The sequence below is a fragment of the Reyranella sp. genome, assembly GCF_030651995.1.
Lineage (GTDB): Bacteria > Pseudomonadota > Alphaproteobacteria > Reyranellales > Reyranellaceae > Reyranella.
The window spans coordinates 1-16,309 of sequence record NZ_JAUSBN010000067.1 but is presented as its reverse complement, the minus strand read 5'-3'; the positions used below and the strand labels follow the sequence as shown (position 1 = coordinate 16,309).

Sequence of the window (16,309 nt, the reverse complement as noted above, 5' to 3'; positions counted from 1 at the left end):
GGGTTCCTATAACATCAATGCGTAGACGATGCCGGCCATCGAACTGGCCAGCAGGACCGGGATCATCCCGAAGCGGAAGCGGAATACAGCAACCGCACAGGCCGCCGCCAGTGCGACGGCCGCGACATTGGCGGATCCCAGCACCGGCACGTCGACGGTGGCGCCGAGCAGGCTCACCGGGCGCAGCTCGGCGAACAGCACCTGCAGTCCGAACCAGACGGCAAGGTTCAGGATCACGCCCACGATCGCTGCGGTGATGGCGGCCAGCGCCCCTGACAGCGCCTTGTTGGACCGCAGCGCCTCGACATAGGGCGCGCCGACGAAGATCCACAGGAAGCAGGGCACGAACGTGACCCAGGTGGTGAGCAGCCCCCCCAGGGTTGCGGCCAGCAGCGGGGATAGTCCTCCCGGATCGCGCCAGGCGCCGAGGAAACCCACGAACTGCGTCACCATGATCAACGGCCCGGGCGTCGATTCGGCCAGCCCGAGCCCGTCCAGCATCTCGCCGGCGGTGACCCAGCCATACTGGTCGACCGCCTGTTGCGCGACATAAGCCAGCACGGCGTAGGCACCGCCGAAGGTCACCACCGCCATCTTGCTGAAGAACACCGCGATCTGCGTGAAGATGTCGTCGGGTCCGCGCAGGAGCCACAACAGCCCGACCGGCGCCAGCCACAGGATCAGGAAAATGGCGCCGATCGACAGCGTCCAGACGAGGTTGGGCCTGGCATGTTCGGGGGTCGCGTCGCCCAGCAACGACTGGGCATCTCCCAGGCCGGCATGGCCGCCGGCGCCGTGGCCACCGGCCTGGAACTCCGACCGGCCGAGCTTCGTGGCGAAGAAGCCGATCAGCCCCGCCGCGACGACGATCAGCGGGAACGGCACGCCGTAGAAGAAGATCGCGACGAAGGCAGCGACCGCCAGCAGGCGCATCGCGTTGTTGCGCAGCGCCCGCCGCCCGACCCGCAGCACCGCCTCGATCACGATGACCAGCACGGCGGCTTTCAGCCCGAAGAAGAGGCCCTGCACCAGGGTGACCTTGCCCAGCAGCACATAGACCCACGACAGCGCCATGATGGCCACGAGGCCCGGCAGCACGAACAGCGTGCCGGCCAGCAGCCCGCCCGCCGTGCGGTGCATCAGCCAGCCGATGTAGGTCGCGAGCTGCTGCGCCTCGGGACCGGGCAGAAGGGTGCAGTAGTTCAGCGCCTGCAGGAACCGCTGCTCGCCGATCCACTTCTTCTCCTCGACGATGATGCGATGCATCACCGCGATCTGCCCGGCAGGCCCCCCGAAGGAAAGGGCCGCGACGCGGGCCCAGACCTTCATCGCCTCGACAAACGGGACGCCGTGCGCTTTCGGCTCGCTCATGATTTCCTCGCGGTCGGCGGCCAGTCGTGACCCTCGTCGACGGCATCGCGGCACCAGCGATAGAAGGCATCGTAGAGGGCGAGTCCCGCCTCGAGTTGCGCCAGGTCGTCGGCGTACATGCGTGACAGGCCGAGCGACGCGGCCAGCAGGCCCGCCGATTCGGGGGCAACGTCCGGGCGGCCGGTATCGGCGCCGCGCACGATCGTGGCCAGGCGCTTCAGGGGCTGGGTCTCCAGGCCGAATTCCTCGACCATGAGATCGAACGTGCAGCGCTCGCCGCGATGACTCCAGTGCACGTCCGGATGGTCGACGTCGAACGGCGTCGCGCCAAACCGGTCGGCGACGTCGAGCACCTCCGAGGGCGCGACATAGAGAAACACCGCCTGCGGATCGACGAAGCGCCGGATCAGCCACGGGCAGGCGATGCGGTCGACCTTCGGCCGGCTGCGGGTGACCCACACCGTGCGACCCTGCGCGTCGCGCCGCGGCAGACTCTCGACAGGCACGGTCGGCAGCTTCGCCGCCTGCCACGCGACCATGCCGCCCTCGAGCACATCGCTCGGGACGCCCTGATGGCGAAGCCAGGCGGCTGCTCCTTGGCTCAGTTTCAGGCCCTTCCTGCAGATCACCACGGCCGGCCGGCCGGTGCCGACATAGGCCGGCCCCCAGGTTGGAGCCTCGTTCCAGGGGCGGCGAACCGCGCCCGGCACGAGCCGAGGATCGGCGTCGAAATCCTCGTCAGTGCGGACGTCTATCAAGGAAGGGGAATCGGGACGCCCGAGAAGACGGGCGAGCTTTTCGGCGGAAATCGTGTTGGGCGAAGGCATGGCGGCGTCCTTTGTGAACATGGCAGGACGCGATGCTTCGGCTGTCGCCTCGTGGGGAGATCGCGATCCCCATCGCCTTCACTCTCAAGAACAGTGCAAATAGTGTCAAGCTTGGCCGATTGCCGCGACCGCGCCCGGACGTTAGTTTCCCCGCGGGAATTGGGATTGGCAGTGCAGTTATTGACCGGGGGTTTCATGGCTTGGGGTCGTCTACTTCTTCTGGCAATGGCCGTCGTGGGCACGGCCGTGGCGTGCAGCCAAGGCTCGCGGGTGGTGGTGCAATCGACGGCGCAGATCAAGCGCGCCTACTGGGGCCTGCCACAGGCGGGACCCGGCGCCGACGTGACCAGCATGGTCACCTGTCCCGGGGGCTATCCCTGCGACGTGTTCGCCAATGGCCCCGCCTTCAACGACAATCGCGCGGACCTGGCCAAGAAGCTCACCGTGATCTGGACCTGCCAGCCGCAGAACTTCGTGCTGGCCGAGGTCGCGCCGCCGACCTTCAAGGTCCGCATGGCCTGCGTCGGGCAAGCGCCCATCGTGCCGCGTCGGATCGATATCCTCGAAGCCTCGTGGGGCGGCCCGTCCGCGAGCATCGACGTCACCCAGCAGGTGCGCGACATCTGCGGCGACGGCTCGACCCGCTGCCAGGTGCCGGCGATGGCCTATATTTTCGGCATGCCCGATCGTCTCACCAAGACGCTGCGCATCCGCTACACCTGCAACGGCCAGACGACGCCGGGCCGTCAGGCAACGGAGAACAGCGTCGCCGACCTGCGCTGCGAGCAGCCGGCAGATCTCGGCTACTGACGAAGCGTCGCTAACGCTGCCCGGCGGGAACGCCGGGCGGCGGCGGACTGCGGCGGCATGCGCCGTGCAGAAGGCCGCCATAGTTGGCCCCGAGCGGCGTCATCGAGAAGGCGCCGTCGTTCCTGTTGTAGGTCATCGAGAAATTGGGAAAGGTCGCTCGCAGCGCCTGGAACGTGATGACCACGCTCGTCCCCTCGGCCATCGAGGTTCCGTCCCAGACGCCGACCGTGTTGCGCCGGTCGTCGAACACGACACTGAAATTGCGCACCTGACCACCCTGGTCGGTGACCTTGCAGGCGAGCCAGCGCGGCTCGGCACGGGCGGGTGTGGCGACGGCGGCCAATACGACCGCCGCCGTCAGCAACGTCGGAAACCGCATCGGCATGCCCTCCGGGCCGCTTACTTCGGCGCCATGCGGATGGCGCCGTCGAGACGGATCGTCTCGCCGTTCAGCATGGGGTTCTCGACGATGCTCATGGCGAGCTGGGCATACTCCTTCGGATCGCCGAGGCGCGAGGGGAACGGCACTTGCGCGCCAAGGCTCTTCTGCGCTTCCGCCGGCAGGCTCATCATCATCGGCGTGAGGAACAGGCCGGGCGCGATGGTGCAGACGCGCACCCCGAGGCTCGCCAGGTCGCGCGCGATCGGCAGGGTCATGCCGACGACGCCGCCCTTCGAGGCCGAATAGGCTGCCTGGCCGATCTGGCCGTCAAAGGCCGCGACCGACGCGGTGTTGACGATGACGCCGCGCTCGCCGCCGTCCAGCGGCTCCGACTGGCTCATGGCGTAGGCCGCGATGCGGATCACGTTGAAGGTGCCGATCAGGTTGACCTGGATGACCTGGCTGAACATCGCCAGGTCGTGCGGACCGGACTTGGAGATCGTGCGGCCGGACCGGCCGATGCCGGCGCAGTTCACCACGACGCGCGGCGTGCCCAGCTTCTCGACGACCGTCTTCACGGAGGCTTCGACGCTGGCAGCGTCGGCGACGTTCGTCTTGACGAAGAGGCCGCCGATTTCCCTGGCCTTCTGCTCGCCCAGATCGTCCTGCAGGTCGAAGATGGCGACCTTGGCGCCCGCGGCCGCCAGTGCTGACGCCGTGGCGCCGCCCAATCCCGACGCGCCGCCCGTGACGATGGCGGCCTGACCCTTGACGTTCATCCATGTCCTCCGTGGTTGGGCGCTTTTAGCATTTCCATCCCCCTTGCCAAGCGGGCCCACCGACCCAACCTTTCCCGGCATGAGCGACACATCCGACCTGGTCCGGAACGAAACCACCGTCCGCCGGAATTTCTGGCAGAAGGCGCGCCGTAACCTGGGTCGCGTGCCCTTCACCGAGGATGCGGTCGCGGCCTTCTACTGCGCCAGCGACAGCGCCACGCCGCTGCCGATCCGCGCGACCCTGTTCGGGGCGCTGGCCTATTTCGTGCTGCCGTTTGACGCCATTCCCGACCTGCTGCTGGGCCTCGGCTTCACCGACGATGCCGCGATCATGGTCGCGGCCTTCACCGCCGCCCGTATGCACATCACGGAAGGGCACCGCGCCCGGGCGCGGGCCTGGCTCCTTAAGGAGCAGGCCCAGACCCAGGCCCAACCGGGGGCTTCGGCGGCGGGCTGACCACAGCGGCGTGCCGCCGTTCGCGCGCGACCGCATGCTCGCGGTGGGCGATGTAGAGCGCCGAGGCGATGACGATGGCGGCGCCGACATAGGTCCAGACGACCGGCATCTCGTTCCACATCAACCAGCCCATGAACACCGCGAAGGGCAGGCGCATGTACTCGAACGGCGCGATGGCCGACATCTCGCCGGCCTTGAAGGCCTGCACCCAGAAATACTGACCGACCGTGGCGGTTGACGCGATGCCGATCGCCAGCACCCAGCCGAACAGGTCGGGCCAGCGCCAGACCCACAGCGCCGGCGGCGCCAGCAGCAGCGTCGAGAAAATGGCGAACTGGGTCAGGATCATCAGCGGCGATTCGGAATCCGAGAGCCGCTTCACCAGCAGGATCGAGACCGCGACACAGGCGGCATTGGCCAGCGCCACCAGCGCGCCGAGCTGCAGGCTGCTCTCGCCCGGCCGCACCATGACCAGTACGCCGATGAAGCCCACGACGGTCGCGGTCCAGCGCCGCCAGCGGACCTTCTCCTTGGCGATGACGGCGGCCACGAGGACGGAAAAGAGCGGCTGGGAAAAGGCGATGGCCGTGGCATCGGCCAGCGGCAGCATCGAGATGGCGTAGAAGCCCAGCACCATCGAGGTGGTGCCCATGAAGGTGCGCCAGAAGTGGCCCTTGATGCGTTTGCTGAGCCAGGGCTTCACGCGGCCCGTCATCATCAGCGGCAACAGCATGATCACCGAGAGGATGGCGCGGAAGAACGCGGTCTGGACGCTCTCGATCTGCTCGGAGAGCAGGCGGATCATCACGCCCGTCGAGGTAAAGATGAAGCCGCCACTCACCAGCCACAGCGCCCCCTGCACGTTGGGCGGGAGACGCCGCAGCCAGTCGCGCATCAGATCTTCCGCTCGTGGCCGACCCAGTACGGTTCGCGCAGCGTCTTCTTCAGCACCTTGCCGACGGGGCTGCGCGGCAGCACGTCGACGAAGTCGACCGACTTCGGCGCCTTGACGCCGCCGAGCTTCTCCTTGGCGAGCAGGATCAGTTCGTCGGCCTTGACCGTCATGCCGGGCTTCAGCTCGACGACGGCTTTCACCGCCTCGCCCCACTTCTCGTCGGGAATGCCGATCACCGCGCAATCCTGCACCGCGGGATGGCTCCACAGGACCTGCTCGACCTCGCCAGGGAAGACGTTGAAGCCGCCGGAGATGATCATATCCTTCTTGCGATCGACGATGTAGACGAACCCGTCCTCGTCGATCACGCCGATGTCGCCGGTATGGTGCCAGCCGAAGGCAGACGCCTCGGCCGTCGCCTCGACATTGTTGTAGTAGCCCTTCATCACGAGATTGCCGCGCACGACGATCTCGCCGCGCTGACCGCGCGGCAGGAGCTTGCCGTGATCGTCCATCACCTCGAGCCGCACCAGCGGCGTAACCTTGCCGCAGCTCGCGAGCCGGTGGCGGTTGTTGCTCTCGAGCGCCGCCACGTGGTCTTCCGGCGAGAAGAAGGTGCAGATCATGCAGGCCTCGGCCTGGCCGTAGGTCTGGGTCAGCACGGGGCCGAACACCTTCACGGCCTCGACCAGCTTGTCGACCGACATCGGCGCCGAGGCATAGACGAGATGCTGCAGCGAACTGTAGTCGTATTTGCCCACGTCGGGATGCGCGAGGAGCATGTAGATCAGGGTCGGCGGCATGTAGACATGCGTGACTTTGTGCTGCTCGATTGCGGCCAGAATGCCGCCGGGATCGGCCGTGCCCATGAAGATGTTGGTGCCGCCGAAGGGCAGCAGCGGAAACGAACAGACACCCGCCGCATGCGTCATCGGCGCCACCATCAGGTGGACCGGCGGCGACTTCACCGGCATGCAGGCCCAGAAGATCGAGTTCATCGTCTCGATGTTGCGGTTGGTGATCTGCACGCCCTTGGGCCGCCCGGTGGTGCCGCCCGAACTGGCGAGGAACGCCACGTCGTCCGGCGCGTCGGGCAGGTCCGGTGCCTCTTCCTTCTGCGCCGCCAGCCATGTCTCGAAGGACGGCGTGTCGATGCAGACGAAGCCGGTGATGCGCGGGCAGGCCTCGCGGATGCGCGCGAGGTAGCCCTCGAAGCTCGAATGGTAGAACAGCACCTCCACGTCGGTGTTGTTCAGGATGTAGAAATTCTCCTCCAGCGCGTTGCGCGCATTGACCGGCGCCCAGGTGACGCCGGCGCGCACGATGCCCAGCAGGCAGGCATAGGCCGCCGCATGGTTGGGACTATAGACCGCCGCCTTGGAGCCGCGTCCCAGCCCCATGGCCAGCAGCCCATTGGCGACGCGATGCGTCTGAGCGCGCACCTCGCGATAGGTCCAGCCCCGAGTGCCGTCATGCAGGCAGTGCCGCTCCGGATAAAGATCCGCCCCGCGGTCGAAATAGTCGATCAGTCTCATCGCGACACCTGAAAGGGATTGAATGTCGGAACGTCGAAAGGGACGAAATCGCGGACATTGCGGGTCACGACAGTAAGCCCGTGCACCACGGCCGTGGCGGCAATACGCGCATCGTCGGCCAGCGTGTCGGACTTGCCGTGCATCAACTTCGCCCAGGTCCTGCAAATCGTCGTATCCATCGGTATTACCTCATGGGTACGCGCGACCTCGTCGGCCCAATGTTCTATCTCCGCGGCGCGGCCGGGATCCTGATCGCGCGTCAATTCGATGCCCGCCTGGATCTCCCCGAGAGATACGGCAGAGAGCCGAAGCAGGCGATGGTCGGTCGCGCGAAGCCAGGCCAGGACACCGCCATGCGGCTTGAGCCGCCTCAGCTCGGAAACGACGTTGGTGTCGAGCAGGTACATATCGCGCCGAGGGTCGCGTCAATCGAAGCGCGGGATCGCGCGACGGGGATGCCGGCCGCGCGGCGGCACCTTGAACTCGCCTCGCGCCTCGTCTGACAGAAGGAGATCCTTGAGTGTCCGCACGGGAGCGCCGCGCAGACGCCGCCATTCCTCGATGGGCACGAGGACCGCCGCCTCGCTGCCACGCCTGGTGACCAATTGAGGGCCGTGCTGCAGGCAATCCTCGAGCATCTCGCTGAAACGCGCCTTGGCATCCTGTACGGGCCACGTCTTCATCAGGCCTCCTGACTAGTCAGATGACTAGGCCTAGTATAGCCAGCGTCTCCGTTTCAGGCAACCGGCAGCGTCGTATCACCCGGTCCCAGCGGACGCTCCATGAGGACGCTGTCGAGCCAGCGGCCGAACTTGAAGCCGACGCTCTTCAGGGTGCCGACCATCGCGAAGCCGCAGGAGGCATGGAGGTTGATCGACGCCATATGCTTGGAATCGCCGATCACCGCGATCATCTGGCGCCGGCCGTCGCGGGCGCACAGGTCGATCAGCGGCACCAGCAGCGCCTTGCCGACGCCCTGCCCCACGGCATCCTTGTCGATGTAGATCGAGTTCTCGACGGTGAAGCGGTAGGCCGGGCGCGGGCGGTAGAGGCCGGCATAGGCATAGCCCAGCAGGCGCCCTTCCTTCTCGGCCACGATATAGGGAAGGCCGAGGTCGAGCACCGCGCCGCGGCGCTTCCTCATCTCCGCGAGGTCGGGCGGATCGACCTCGAAGGAGGCCGTGCCGTGCAGCACATGATGTCCGTAGATTTCGGCGCAACGCGCCACGTCGGCCTCGGTCGAGGCCCTCACCGTCAGTCCACTCACGTCTTCAAGTCCCCACGCCAGTTCCGGCGGGGACTATAGACTCAATTAGCGCCGCGCCGAATGGCGCCGGCGTCCGGACCGTCGAACTTGAACAGCGAAGCCGCGAGCGGCAGGCCGGTCTGCAGGCCGTTCAGCGAGACGTCGACCCGCTGACCTCGGTTGTCGATGATCGACCAGCCGCGCAGCACCATCGGGTTTTCGCCAAGGCGCACGATGACCTTGCCCTCGTTCGGCTTGCGGGTCTGGCTCATGGTGAGCTGCAGCATCCCGTCGGTACGTTCGATCTTCTCGACCGTGAGGTCGCCGCCCTGCAGCACCATCGGCTCGCGCACCAGGAAGGACGCGGCGGTCCATCCGATCGGCCACTGGCCGAAGTCGCGGTTGGCGATGTCCCACATCGTCACCTGGCTGCCGTCGGCCACGATCTTGAGCTGCGACGGCGGATCGTATTCGAAGCGCATGCGACCGGGCCGGCTGACCGAGAGCGTGCCCTGCACCACCGTTCCGCCCGGGTTGGACTGGACGAAGCGGGCCTGCAGGGTGCGGATGCCGTTGAAGTAGCGTTCCACCGCGGCGACCTGGGGATTGGATGCCGGCGCCTGGGCCTGGGCAGGTGCCTGGGCCTGCACCGGGACGGCGCCGAGGGACAGGAAAGCAACCGAACAGAAAGCGGCGAGCAGGGTGCGCATGCGGCGGATATGACGGTCGAATACGGCGGAATCAAGCATCGGCAGGTACTTCCCAATCGTATGAACCGCCGTTTACCATGCGGCACCAGCAGGAGGTAACGCCATGCATGTCGGAATGGCTGCAGTCTTTCAGAATACCGGCCGGGCGCTGAGCGACCGCCAGATCTACCTGAACGAGCTGGCACTGGCCGACATGGCCGAGCCGCTGGGCTTCGATTCGATCTGGTCGGTCGAGCATCACTTCACCGACTACACGATGTGCCCCGACGTGGTGCAGTTCCTGTCCTACATGGCCGGCCGGACGCGGCACGTGCGGCTGGGTTCGATGGTCGTGGTGCTGCCCTGGCACGATCCGGTGCGGGTCGCCGAGCAGATCTCCATGCTCGACCATCTTTCGGGCGGCCGCATGATCCTGGGCCTCGGCCGCGGCGCCGGGAAGGTCGAGTTCGACGGCTTCCGCCTCGACATGGGCGACAGCCGCGAGCTGTTCGTCGAATACGGCGAGGCGCTGCTGAAGGGCCTCGAGACCGGCATCATGGAGCACCAGGGCAAGCACTACCGGCAGCCGCCGGTCGAGATCCGCCCCGCGCCGTTCAAGAGCTTCCGCGGCCGCACCTATGCCGCCGCGGTCTCGCCCGAGAGCGCGCGGATCATGGCGCGGCTCGGAGTCGGCCTGCTGATCATCCCGCAGAAGCCATGGCGCGAGGTCGAGAAGGAACTCGCCGAGTACAATGCGCTCTACCGCGAGATCAACGGCACCGACGCGCCGCAGCCGATCTCGGCCGGCTGGACCTTCGTCGACGAGAGCGCCGAGCGGGCGCGCGAGATGGCGGTGAAGTACATCGGCGGCTACTACCGCACCGTCCTCGACCACTACCAGTTCGCCGGCGCCCACATGAAGAACCAGCGCGGCTACGAGTACTACGCCAAGATGAACGAGAAGCTCGCGGTCTATGGCGACCAGAAGGCCATCGAATTCTTTGCCGACCTGCAGGTCTACGGCACGCCCGAGCAGGTTAATGAGAAGATCATGGCGATCCACAGGCAGACGAACAATTGCGGCTATGTCGGCGTCTTCTCCTATGCCGGCATGCCGCACGAGGAGGCGGCGCGGAACATGCGGATGTTCGCCAGGACCGTGATGCCCGAGCTGAAGACGTTCGACGCCGGCGCACCGGTCGACCGCTCCCGGCCCCTGCCCGACCTGCGCTTCGCCGCCGCTGCGGAGTAGAAGGCGCGGCATCGATCCTCCTGATACGTTGCGGCATGGATGTGATCGCGGCCATGCTGGCTGACCGAAATGCTGGCTGATCTCAGGGCGGCCTGGCGCCTGCGCAGCGGACAGGCCGGACCGGCACGTCTGGCTTTCCTCAGCTTCCTGATCGTGCTCGCGGGCGCCACCGACGGGCTGGGCCTCGCCCTGCTCGTGCCCCTGCTGAATTCGCTCGGCGCGACCGATGCCGCTCCGCAGGGGGGGCTGTTCGCCTTCCTGCCCCGGACCCTGCCCGGCCTGCTGCTGGTCTTCCTGGGCATCGTGCTGGTCCGCGCGCTGGTCGGTCGCACGCGGCAGATGGTGACGGCCCGCCTCTCCTTCGACTTTGCCGTGGCGCTGCGGGTCAGGGCCTATGGCGCCATCGCGCGTGCCTCCTGGTCATACCTGCGGCGCCAGCGGGCGGCCGACTTCCACGCTCTGTTCTCGACCGAGATCAACCGGGTCGAGTACGCGACCCATCTGCTGCTGGAAGTGCCGGCACGCCTCTCCATCCTGGCGGCGCATTTCGTGGTCGCCTTCGCCATCGCACCGGGCTTCACCGCGCTCGCCCTCGCCTTCGGCGCGGCCCTGATCTGGCTGATGCGGCACAAGCTCGCCGAAAGCCGGCGGCTCGGAGAGATGGCGTCGGACGCCAACATGCGCGTCAGCCGCGAGATCAGCGAATTCCTCCAGGCGCTGAAGCTCACCAAGGCCTATGGCGCGGAAGCCCGGCATGTGCAGGCCTTCGCCGACGCCTCCCGCAGCGCCGAGGGCGCCGACCTCGCGGCGAACCGCCTGCAGGCCGACACCCGCTTCCTGCTCGACTGCCTCGTCGCCCTCGCGCTGGCGGGCTTTCTGTGGATGGCGGCAAGCTGGGCCGCCTTGCCGCTGGCCGACCTGCTGGTGCTGATCCTGGTCTTCCAGCGCCTGCTGCCGATGCTGCAGGGCGTGCAGGAGCTCGGCCAGCAATTCGTCCATGCGTCGCCCGCCTACAGGCTCGTTGCCGACGCGATCGAGGATTGCGAGGCGGCCGCCGACGTGCCGGATACGGGCCTGCGGGAACCCGTGGCCTTCGAGCGCGAAATCCGGCTGGAGGGAGTGCGCTTCGGCTACGACAATCAGCCGGAGATCCTGCGCGGTGTCGACCTGTCGCTGCCGACCGGCTCTCTCACTGTGATGTCGGGCGTGTCGGGCGCCGGCAAGAGCACGATCCTCGACCTGCTGGGCGGCCTGCTCACGCCGCAATCGGGCCGCATCCTGATCGACGGGCGCGAACTCACGCCGAAGCTTGCGCCGGCGTGGCGGCGCTCGGTCGGCACGATGGCGCAGGAGGCCTTCCTCTTCCATGCCTCGATCCGCGCCAATCTCGACTGGGCGCGCCCCGACGCCCCGGACGAGGCGATGCAGGAGGCGCTGCAACTGGCCGGCCTCGGCGATTTCGTCGCCGCGCTGCCGCAGGGTCTCGATACGGTCGTCGGTGATCGCGGCGCCAGCCTGTCGGGCGGCGAGCGTCAGAGACTGGCGCTGGCGCGCCTGCTGCTGCGCGCGCCACGCCTGATCCTGCTCGACGAACCGGCCAGCGCACTCGATGCCGCCAACGAGGAGCGCATCCTGGAGACCATCGCCGGGTTGAAGGGACATGCGACAATCCTGCTCGTCACCCATCGTCCCGCCGCCATCGCGGCGGCCGACCGTCACGTCGTGCTGGTCGAAGGCAGGCTGGTGTGAACGGCGCCGCGCTGCGCCTGCTGGCGCTCGGGTCGCTCGGTTACGCAAGCAGTCTCGCCAAGAATGTCGTGAAAGGAATTCTCGGCCGGCCATCGCACTTCACCGCTGATGACATCCTGTTCCGGCAATATGTGCGGCAGCTCAGCGGGCGCGGAAGGATCGACAGGATCACCTGCATTGCCTCGACGCACGAGGGCGCCGGTTCCCAGTCGCTGATGACGATGAGGGCCATCGAGTTCGCGCGCGCCCAAGGCCTGACCTATGTTCACACGCCGTTCACCGAGATCCATCACGCCGATCGCCCGATGAACGAATGGGCGGCGGCCTGGGAATCGCATTTCAATCTCGGTGCGGGCGAGGCCACCGTCAGCGACAGGGGCACGCACGATGCCGTCAATTTCGCCTTCACCTTCCCCATGTTGCGCGCGCTGTTCGGCGTCGAGGACGAAGATCTTCCATTCGACGAATCGCTCGTTCGCGACTTCAGGCGCAAGTACCACCTGAACAAGGCGCCTCGCTCGAAAGCGTCGCCGAGCGTCTGCATCCATGTCCGGCGGCGCAACCGGCACGACTTCCATTCGGGGGACGCGACCGACATGGTCTGTCTGACGCGGGTCGTCGCGCAGGTCCGCGCAATCCTCCGTGAGCTTCGCCCCGAACACACACTGCGCGTCTTCTCGCAGGGCGTCCCATCCGACTTTTCCACGCTCGACATTCCCGAGAGCCAGCTGTCCCTCGACGCCGATCCGCTCTGGAGCATGCGCGAGATGATCGAGGCCGATCTTCTCGTCACGACACGGGGAACGTTCGGGCACGTCACGGGTCTTCTCTGCGACGGAATCGTCCTGGCCGACGGCCTGTTCCCATCGCAAAGGGGCTGGCTGACCTACGATGCCGGCGGCGGATTCGACACGGCGGCGCTGGCGTCCGAGGTCTCGTCGAAGATGCGCTCGGTCAGCGGCAGGTAGCGCAGCAGCAGCGGCTCGAACTTGGTGTATTCGCGCAGCGCCTTCGTGATCGCAAACAGCCGCAGCCGGAAGGACGGCAGCGGCGCGCGCGGGTCAATCAGCGGCCTTTCAAACTTCGACGTCCTGGCATCCTGCGCGCGAAACTCGATGGCCAGGCTGAGACGGGGCTCGGCACCGCCGGCGTTGGCGCCGCCCCAATGGAGGATGTTGCCGCGCCATCCGATCATCGCGCCGGCCGCGGCCGGCAGGGCGATCACATCCTGCAGGGCCGCACGAACGACGCGTGGCGACAGGGGCCTGTCGGTATCGATGGCGTCGGAAATCTCGCGCGAGACGCCGGCCGGCAGCAGGAACATGCAGCCATTCTCGACCGTGGCATCGGACAGGGGGATCCAGGCCGACAGGAACGCGTCACCGCCCTCGCGGTAGTCGTCGTGCGGGCCCCAGCCGGCCACGCGCCGCTCGCCCGCGACCCAATGAGCCCAGACGACCGTGTTCTGCAGATAGCCCTCCCCGACCGCCGACTCGAGAAAGGACGCGACCTGCGGCGACCGGGCGATACTCCAGAATTCGTCGAAGACGAAAGCGAAGGCGACCGGCCAGCCATCGGCACGAACCGCCTCGACGATGCGCCGCATTCTGGCGATCCGCGCAGGAGCGAACACCTGAGACAGCCGGAAGTAGCCCTCGCCGTCGAGGCGGCGCTTCTCGCGGGCGGCATCCGTGTCGGAAATGTGCGCCGGGCCGTCATCGCCGTCGCCGTCCCCTCCGATGGTGGCGAAGGGCGCGAGCCTGCGCCAACGATCGACGTCGAAGGCTTCCTCGATGCGCCGCTCGGTGTCCTCGGGCGATAGTTCGGACTGCTTCAGGAGCGCCTGGACCGCTGCGGCGAGCTGCTCCGGAGAAGCCCGCATCAGGCGGTTGTCCGCACGTGCGCGAACAGCTTGCGATGGTCCTCGGACACGCTGCCGAGGAAGCCCGGCTCGAACACCAGGCGGGGCAGGGTTTCCTTCCGGAAATTGACGGGGTCCTGGTACCAGCGCCGGGCATAGGTGGCATAGACCATCGGCCGCACCTGACCGGACCGGTTGGCCATCCCGCTATGATACGTGCGGAAGTCCCACATCACGCCGGAGCCGAGCGGAATGGTCGGCCGCTCCGGCTCGACGCCCTCGTGCTCGCCCCGCCGGTGGCTGCCCGGCCACAACGCCGTGGTGCCCGACGTCTCGTTCATCTCCACCAGAGGCAGGGCGAAGGTCATGGCGTAGGCCGGCAGCAGGCGCGATATCGCCGAGTTGAAGAGGATCGGGCCATCGTGATGGATGTGCTGTTCCTCGGCACCGCTCAGCGAGATAATCGCACCGAAGGCGTCGATGATCGCCTCGTCGTCGAGGATCATGCGCACCAGTGCGATAACATAGGGATTGGCATAGACCTGCTCGGCCCCGAGACCACCGGAAAAATGCAGCGGTATCATGAAGCGCCGGGCACCGACTTCCAGCGATTGGGGCGTTTCCATATCCCGGATCTGGTCCCGGTAGCGTATGAGGAACTCCTCATGCAGCGAGCGAATCGTGTCCTGCGGGACAATATTGTCGAGGATGACGTAGCCTTCGCGCGTGAACGCGTCGAAGGCTGCCTCGACCTCCTTCGACCGGGAGAGGCCCTCGGTCGGAACGCCGGAAAAATCGATTCGGATCATGTGCGTCGTCTATAATTCCAGCCGGACCTTTGCGGTATCGCGTCGGCGCCAAGGCTGTCGCAACAATCGAGGAAGTCAAGACGTTCTGCTATGAGCATGCAAGCTGTCCGCCCCGGGCCGCCGGTAGGAGTGCACGTGAACGCCCGTCATCGGTACCTCGTCTATGGCCTCGTGATCGAGAGCGAATTGCCGCTGACGTCGGTGCACGAAGCGGCGGGCAGCGAAAGCTGCGCCGACATCACGCTCCTCGCCGGATCGCCGGACTATTTCCGGGCCATCGTCCCCGGCGGCGCCCGCGATCCCGAGGACTGGATCGAACACGTCGTTCTTGACGACGGCAGCGTCTACATGAAGTCCAGCGATGTCTTCGAGGCCACGATCTCGGCGAACGGCCGGACCGCCATCTGCCGCATGCTGGGCGACGTCGAGCAGAGGGCCTTCGAAGCCAACCTCCTGAACTTCGTCGTCAGCGCGTCACTCACCGTGCAGGGCGAGGAGACGCTTCATGCGACCGTACTCGAGATGGAGGCAGGTGCCGTCGGACTGCTGGGCCAAAGCGGCGCCGGCAAGTCGACGCTCGCGGCCTACCTGATCAGCCGCGGCGCCGACCTGATCACCGACGACATGCTGCGCGTGAGCTTCGCCGGAGACAAGATCCTCGCCCATCCCGGCCCCTATCGGCTGAAGCTGCTCGACCAGCCCGCCACCGGCTTCCTGCCGGATGCCGTGGCAGACGGTCATTTCAACGCGTTGAGCGGGAAGATCATGGTCCGGCCGCGCCGCGAGCTGCGCCGCCACCGCGCGCCGTCGCGGCTTGCCGCGCTGTTCCATCTCGGCGACCCCGATGACGACACGATCACGGAGGTCTCGAGCGTCCGCCTGAACGGCCTGGAACTCGCGCGGACCCTGATGTCGTCGGCGATGGACACGCGGTACGTAGGCAGCAGCCGCATGGAGCACCAGATGCACTTCGTCGCCCGCGTTGCCGATCTGCTGCCGGTCCATGCGCTGCGCTATCCGCGGACCGTCGCGGCGCTCGACGGTGTCGCGCGCGAAATCCGCCGGATCATCGGACCGTGAACCGGCTGGCCGCCTTCCTTGCCTTGCCGGGCAGCGACCGCCTGCTGCTGGTCAAGGCTGCCGCGACGCTCGTCGCCGTGCGTTGCGCCTTGCACCTCGTGTCGATCGAGCGGCTGCGCAGCTGGGCCGGCCATCTCCGTGAAGCCAATCGGCCTGTCGACCGCATCATCTGGTCGGTTCGGACCGCCGCCCGGCGCGTGCCCGGCGCCACATGCCTTTCCTCGGCCCTCACGCTCCAGCGCCTGCTGTCATCGGCTGGTCACCCGTCGCAGGTCCATATCGGCGTCGCCCGCGACGCCTCGGGCTTCATGGCCCACGCCTGGCTCGTTCACGACGGAGTCGTGGTGATCGGAGAGGAAGAGCACGAACGCTACGCCCACCTCACGGCATGGGACGCGCGCAAGACGTTCGGCACGTCGCTCTAGTTGTGAGCTTTCAATAGGTTGTCCATCCGGCCCGGGCCGAGGAAGCTGAGGTTGTCGAGACTTCAATAATCCTTGGGAGAGCCGAATGGACATCCACAAGAATGCCCGTCTGACGCCGCTCGGTCGAGAGCGCCTGGTCAAA

General features: G+C 66.9%; 19 protein-coding genes. 7 read left to right on the top strand and 12 right to left on the bottom strand.

Features of this window, described 5'->3' with window-relative positions; genetic code table 11:
• Window positions 1-6 precede the first annotated feature (6 nt).
• On the bottom strand, window positions 7-1,371 hold the full coding sequence (gene chrA, locus Q7V45_RS20490) for a chromate efflux transporter (protein WP_304855508.1): 1,365 nt from the start codon (window positions 1,369-1,371) through the stop codon (window positions 7-9).
• A complete protein-coding gene (locus Q7V45_RS20485; RefSeq protein WP_304855507.1) occupies window positions 1,368-2,198 on the bottom strand; it encodes a sulfurtransferase/chromate resistance protein in 831 nt (276 codons plus the stop codon). The genes chrA and Q7V45_RS20485 overlap by 4 nt, the downstream gene beginning before the upstream one ends.
• Before the next feature lie 195 nt (window positions 2,199-2,393).
• Here Q7V45_RS20485 and Q7V45_RS20480 point away from each other — a divergent pair, with 195 nt between their 5' ends.
• On the top strand, window positions 2,394-3,008 hold the full coding sequence (locus tag Q7V45_RS20480) for a hypothetical protein (RefSeq protein ID WP_304855505.1): 615 nt from the start codon (window positions 2,394-2,396) through the stop codon (window positions 3,006-3,008).
• Between the two features lie 10 nt (window positions 3,009-3,018).
• On the opposite strand, the gene Q7V45_RS20475 is transcribed toward Q7V45_RS20480, so the two are convergent.
• Both Q7V45_RS20475 and Q7V45_RS20470 read right to left on the bottom strand, forming a co-directional pair.
• The gene (locus tag Q7V45_RS20475) at window positions 3,019-3,387 is read right to left on the bottom strand and encodes a hypothetical protein (RefSeq protein WP_304855503.1); all 369 of its coding nucleotides are present in this window, start codon (window positions 3,385-3,387) and stop codon (window positions 3,019-3,021) included.
• A 20-nt stretch (window positions 3,388-3,407) separates the two neighbouring features.
• Window positions 3,408-4,169: an SDR family NAD(P)-dependent oxidoreductase gene (locus Q7V45_RS20470; protein ID WP_304855501.1), complete on the bottom strand. Its 762-nt coding sequence runs from the start codon at window positions 4,167-4,169 to the stop codon at window positions 3,408-3,410.
• A gap of 79 nt (window positions 4,170-4,248) precedes the next feature.
• On the opposite strand from Q7V45_RS20470, the gene Q7V45_RS20465 reads away from it, so the two are divergent.
• Window positions 4,249-4,626, top strand: a complete 378-nt coding sequence (locus Q7V45_RS20465; protein ID WP_304855498.1) for a YkvA family protein — start codon at window positions 4,249-4,251, stop codon at window positions 4,624-4,626.
• On the opposite strand, the gene Q7V45_RS20460 is transcribed toward Q7V45_RS20465, so the two are convergent.
• Genes Q7V45_RS20460 through Q7V45_RS20435 form a run of 6 tightly spaced genes read right to left on the bottom strand, consistent with a single transcriptional unit; the run spans window position 4,574 to window position 9,051 of the window.
• Window positions 4,574-5,521 (bottom strand): DMT family transporter, encoded by a 948-nt coding sequence (locus Q7V45_RS20460; protein WP_304855497.1) that lies wholly within the window; start codon window positions 5,519-5,521, stop codon window positions 4,574-4,576. The genes Q7V45_RS20465 and Q7V45_RS20460 overlap by 53 nt on opposite strands.
• Window positions 5,521-7,056, bottom strand: a complete 1,536-nt coding sequence (locus tag Q7V45_RS20455; protein ID WP_304855495.1) for a class I adenylate-forming enzyme family protein — start codon at window positions 7,054-7,056, stop codon at window positions 5,521-5,523. Before Q7V45_RS20455 ends, Q7V45_RS20460 begins: the two co-directional genes overlap by 1 nt.
• Entirely contained in the window at window positions 7,053-7,463 is a 411-nt protein-coding gene (locus tag Q7V45_RS20450; protein ID WP_304855493.1) for a type II toxin-antitoxin system VapC family toxin, read from the bottom strand. Before Q7V45_RS20450 ends, Q7V45_RS20455 begins: the two co-directional genes overlap by 4 nt.
• Before the next feature lie 18 nt (window positions 7,464-7,481).
• Window positions 7,482-7,739 (bottom strand): type II toxin-antitoxin system Phd/YefM family antitoxin, encoded by a 258-nt coding sequence (locus Q7V45_RS20445; RefSeq protein ID WP_304855491.1) that lies wholly within the window; start codon window positions 7,737-7,739, stop codon window positions 7,482-7,484.
• Between the two features lie 53 nt (window positions 7,740-7,792).
• Window positions 7,793-8,323 (bottom strand): GNAT family N-acetyltransferase, encoded by a 531-nt coding sequence (locus tag Q7V45_RS20440; RefSeq protein WP_304855488.1) that lies wholly within the window; start codon window positions 8,321-8,323, stop codon window positions 7,793-7,795.
• Window positions 8,324-8,364: 41 nt separating this feature from the next.
• Window positions 8,365-9,051, bottom strand: coding sequence for an outer-membrane lipoprotein carrier protein LolA (locus tag Q7V45_RS20435; RefSeq protein ID WP_304855486.1), 687 nt, complete (start codon window positions 9,049-9,051; stop codon window positions 8,365-8,367).
• A gap of 76 nt (window positions 9,052-9,127) precedes the next feature.
• Here Q7V45_RS20435 and Q7V45_RS20430 point away from each other — a divergent pair, with 76 nt between their 5' ends.
• The 3 genes from Q7V45_RS20430 (at window position 9,128) to Q7V45_RS20420 (ending at window position 12,960) form a co-directional block, all read left to right on the top strand.
• Window positions 9,128-10,243: an LLM class flavin-dependent oxidoreductase gene (locus Q7V45_RS20430; protein WP_304855484.1), complete on the top strand. Its 1,116-nt coding sequence runs from the start codon at window positions 9,128-9,130 to the stop codon at window positions 10,241-10,243.
• A gap of 69 nt (window positions 10,244-10,312) precedes the next feature.
• On the top strand, window positions 10,313-11,992 hold the full coding sequence (locus tag Q7V45_RS20425) for an ABC transporter ATP-binding protein (protein ID WP_304855483.1): 1,680 nt from the start codon (window positions 10,313-10,315) through the stop codon (window positions 11,990-11,992).
• Window positions 11,989-12,960, top strand: coding sequence for a hypothetical protein (locus tag Q7V45_RS20420; RefSeq protein ID WP_304855480.1), 972 nt, complete (start codon window positions 11,989-11,991; stop codon window positions 12,958-12,960). The genes Q7V45_RS20425 and Q7V45_RS20420 overlap by 4 nt, the downstream gene beginning before the upstream one ends.
• Here Q7V45_RS20420 and Q7V45_RS20415 read toward each other — a convergent pair.
• On the bottom strand, window positions 12,879-13,874 hold the full coding sequence (locus Q7V45_RS20415) for a phytanoyl-CoA dioxygenase family protein (RefSeq protein ID WP_304855478.1): 996 nt from the start codon (window positions 13,872-13,874) through the stop codon (window positions 12,879-12,881). The genes Q7V45_RS20420 and Q7V45_RS20415 overlap by 82 nt on opposite strands.
• A complete protein-coding gene (locus Q7V45_RS20410; RefSeq protein WP_304855476.1) occupies window positions 13,874-14,662 on the bottom strand; it encodes a phytanoyl-CoA dioxygenase family protein in 789 nt (262 codons plus the stop codon). The genes Q7V45_RS20415 and Q7V45_RS20410 overlap by 1 nt, the downstream gene beginning before the upstream one ends.
• Before the next feature lie 135 nt (window positions 14,663-14,797).
• On the opposite strand from Q7V45_RS20410, the gene Q7V45_RS20405 reads away from it, so the two are divergent.
• Window positions 14,798-15,742: a hypothetical protein gene (locus Q7V45_RS20405; RefSeq protein ID WP_304855474.1), complete on the top strand. Its 945-nt coding sequence runs from the start codon at window positions 14,798-14,800 to the stop codon at window positions 15,740-15,742.
• Entirely contained in the window at window positions 15,739-16,167 is a 429-nt protein-coding gene (locus Q7V45_RS20400; RefSeq protein ID WP_304855472.1) for a lasso peptide biosynthesis B2 protein, read from the top strand. The genes Q7V45_RS20405 and Q7V45_RS20400 overlap by 4 nt, the downstream gene beginning before the upstream one ends.
• Window positions 16,168-16,309: the final 142 nt, after the last annotated feature.

Bases quoted from the DNA above. Each gene is read 5' to 3' on its own strand.
- chrA (WP_304855508.1), bottom strand. From the start codon at position 1,371: ATGAGCGAGCCGAAAGCGCACGGCGTCCCGTTTGTCGAGGCGATGAAG.
- Q7V45_RS20485 (WP_304855507.1), bottom strand. From the start codon at position 2,198: ATGCCTTCGCCCAACACGATTTCCGCCGAAAAGCTCGCCCGTCTTCTC.
- Q7V45_RS20480 (WP_304855505.1), top strand. From the start codon at position 2,394: ATGGCTTGGGGTCGTCTACTTCTTCTGGCAATGGCCGTCGTGGGCACG.
- Q7V45_RS20475 (WP_304855503.1), bottom strand. From the start codon at position 3,387: ATGCGGTTTCCGACGTTGCTGACGGCGGCGGTCGTATTGGCCGCCGTC.
- Q7V45_RS20470 (WP_304855501.1), bottom strand. From the start codon at position 4,169: ATGAACGTCAAGGGTCAGGCCGCCATCGTCACGGGCGGCGCGTCGGGA.
- Q7V45_RS20465 (WP_304855498.1), top strand. From the start codon at position 4,249: ATGAGCGACACATCCGACCTGGTCCGGAACGAAACCACCGTCCGCCGG.
- Q7V45_RS20460 (WP_304855497.1), bottom strand. From the start codon at position 5,521: ATGCGCGACTGGCTGCGGCGTCTCCCGCCCAACGTGCAGGGGGCGCTG.
- Q7V45_RS20455 (WP_304855495.1), bottom strand. From the start codon at position 7,056: ATGAGACTGATCGACTATTTCGACCGCGGGGCGGATCTTTATCCGGAG.
- Q7V45_RS20450 (WP_304855493.1), bottom strand. From the start codon at position 7,463: ATGTACCTGCTCGACACCAACGTCGTTTCCGAGCTGAGGCGGCTCAAG.
- Q7V45_RS20445 (WP_304855491.1), bottom strand. From the start codon at position 7,739: ATGAAGACGTGGCCCGTACAGGATGCCAAGGCGCGTTTCAGCGAGATG.
- Q7V45_RS20435 (WP_304855486.1), bottom strand. From the start codon at position 9,051: ATGCTTGATTCCGCCGTATTCGACCGTCATATCCGCCGCATGCGCACC.
- Q7V45_RS20430 (WP_304855484.1), top strand. From the start codon at position 9,128: ATGGCTGCAGTCTTTCAGAATACCGGCCGGGCGCTGAGCGACCGCCAG.
- Q7V45_RS20425 (WP_304855483.1), top strand. From the start codon at position 10,313: ATGCTGGCTGATCTCAGGGCGGCCTGGCGCCTGCGCAGCGGACAGGCC.
- Q7V45_RS20415 (WP_304855478.1), bottom strand. From the start codon at position 13,874: ATGCGGGCTTCTCCGGAGCAGCTCGCCGCAGCGGTCCAGGCGCTCCTG.
- Q7V45_RS20410 (WP_304855476.1), bottom strand. From the start codon at position 14,662: ATGATCCGAATCGATTTTTCCGGCGTTCCGACCGAGGGCCTCTCCCGG.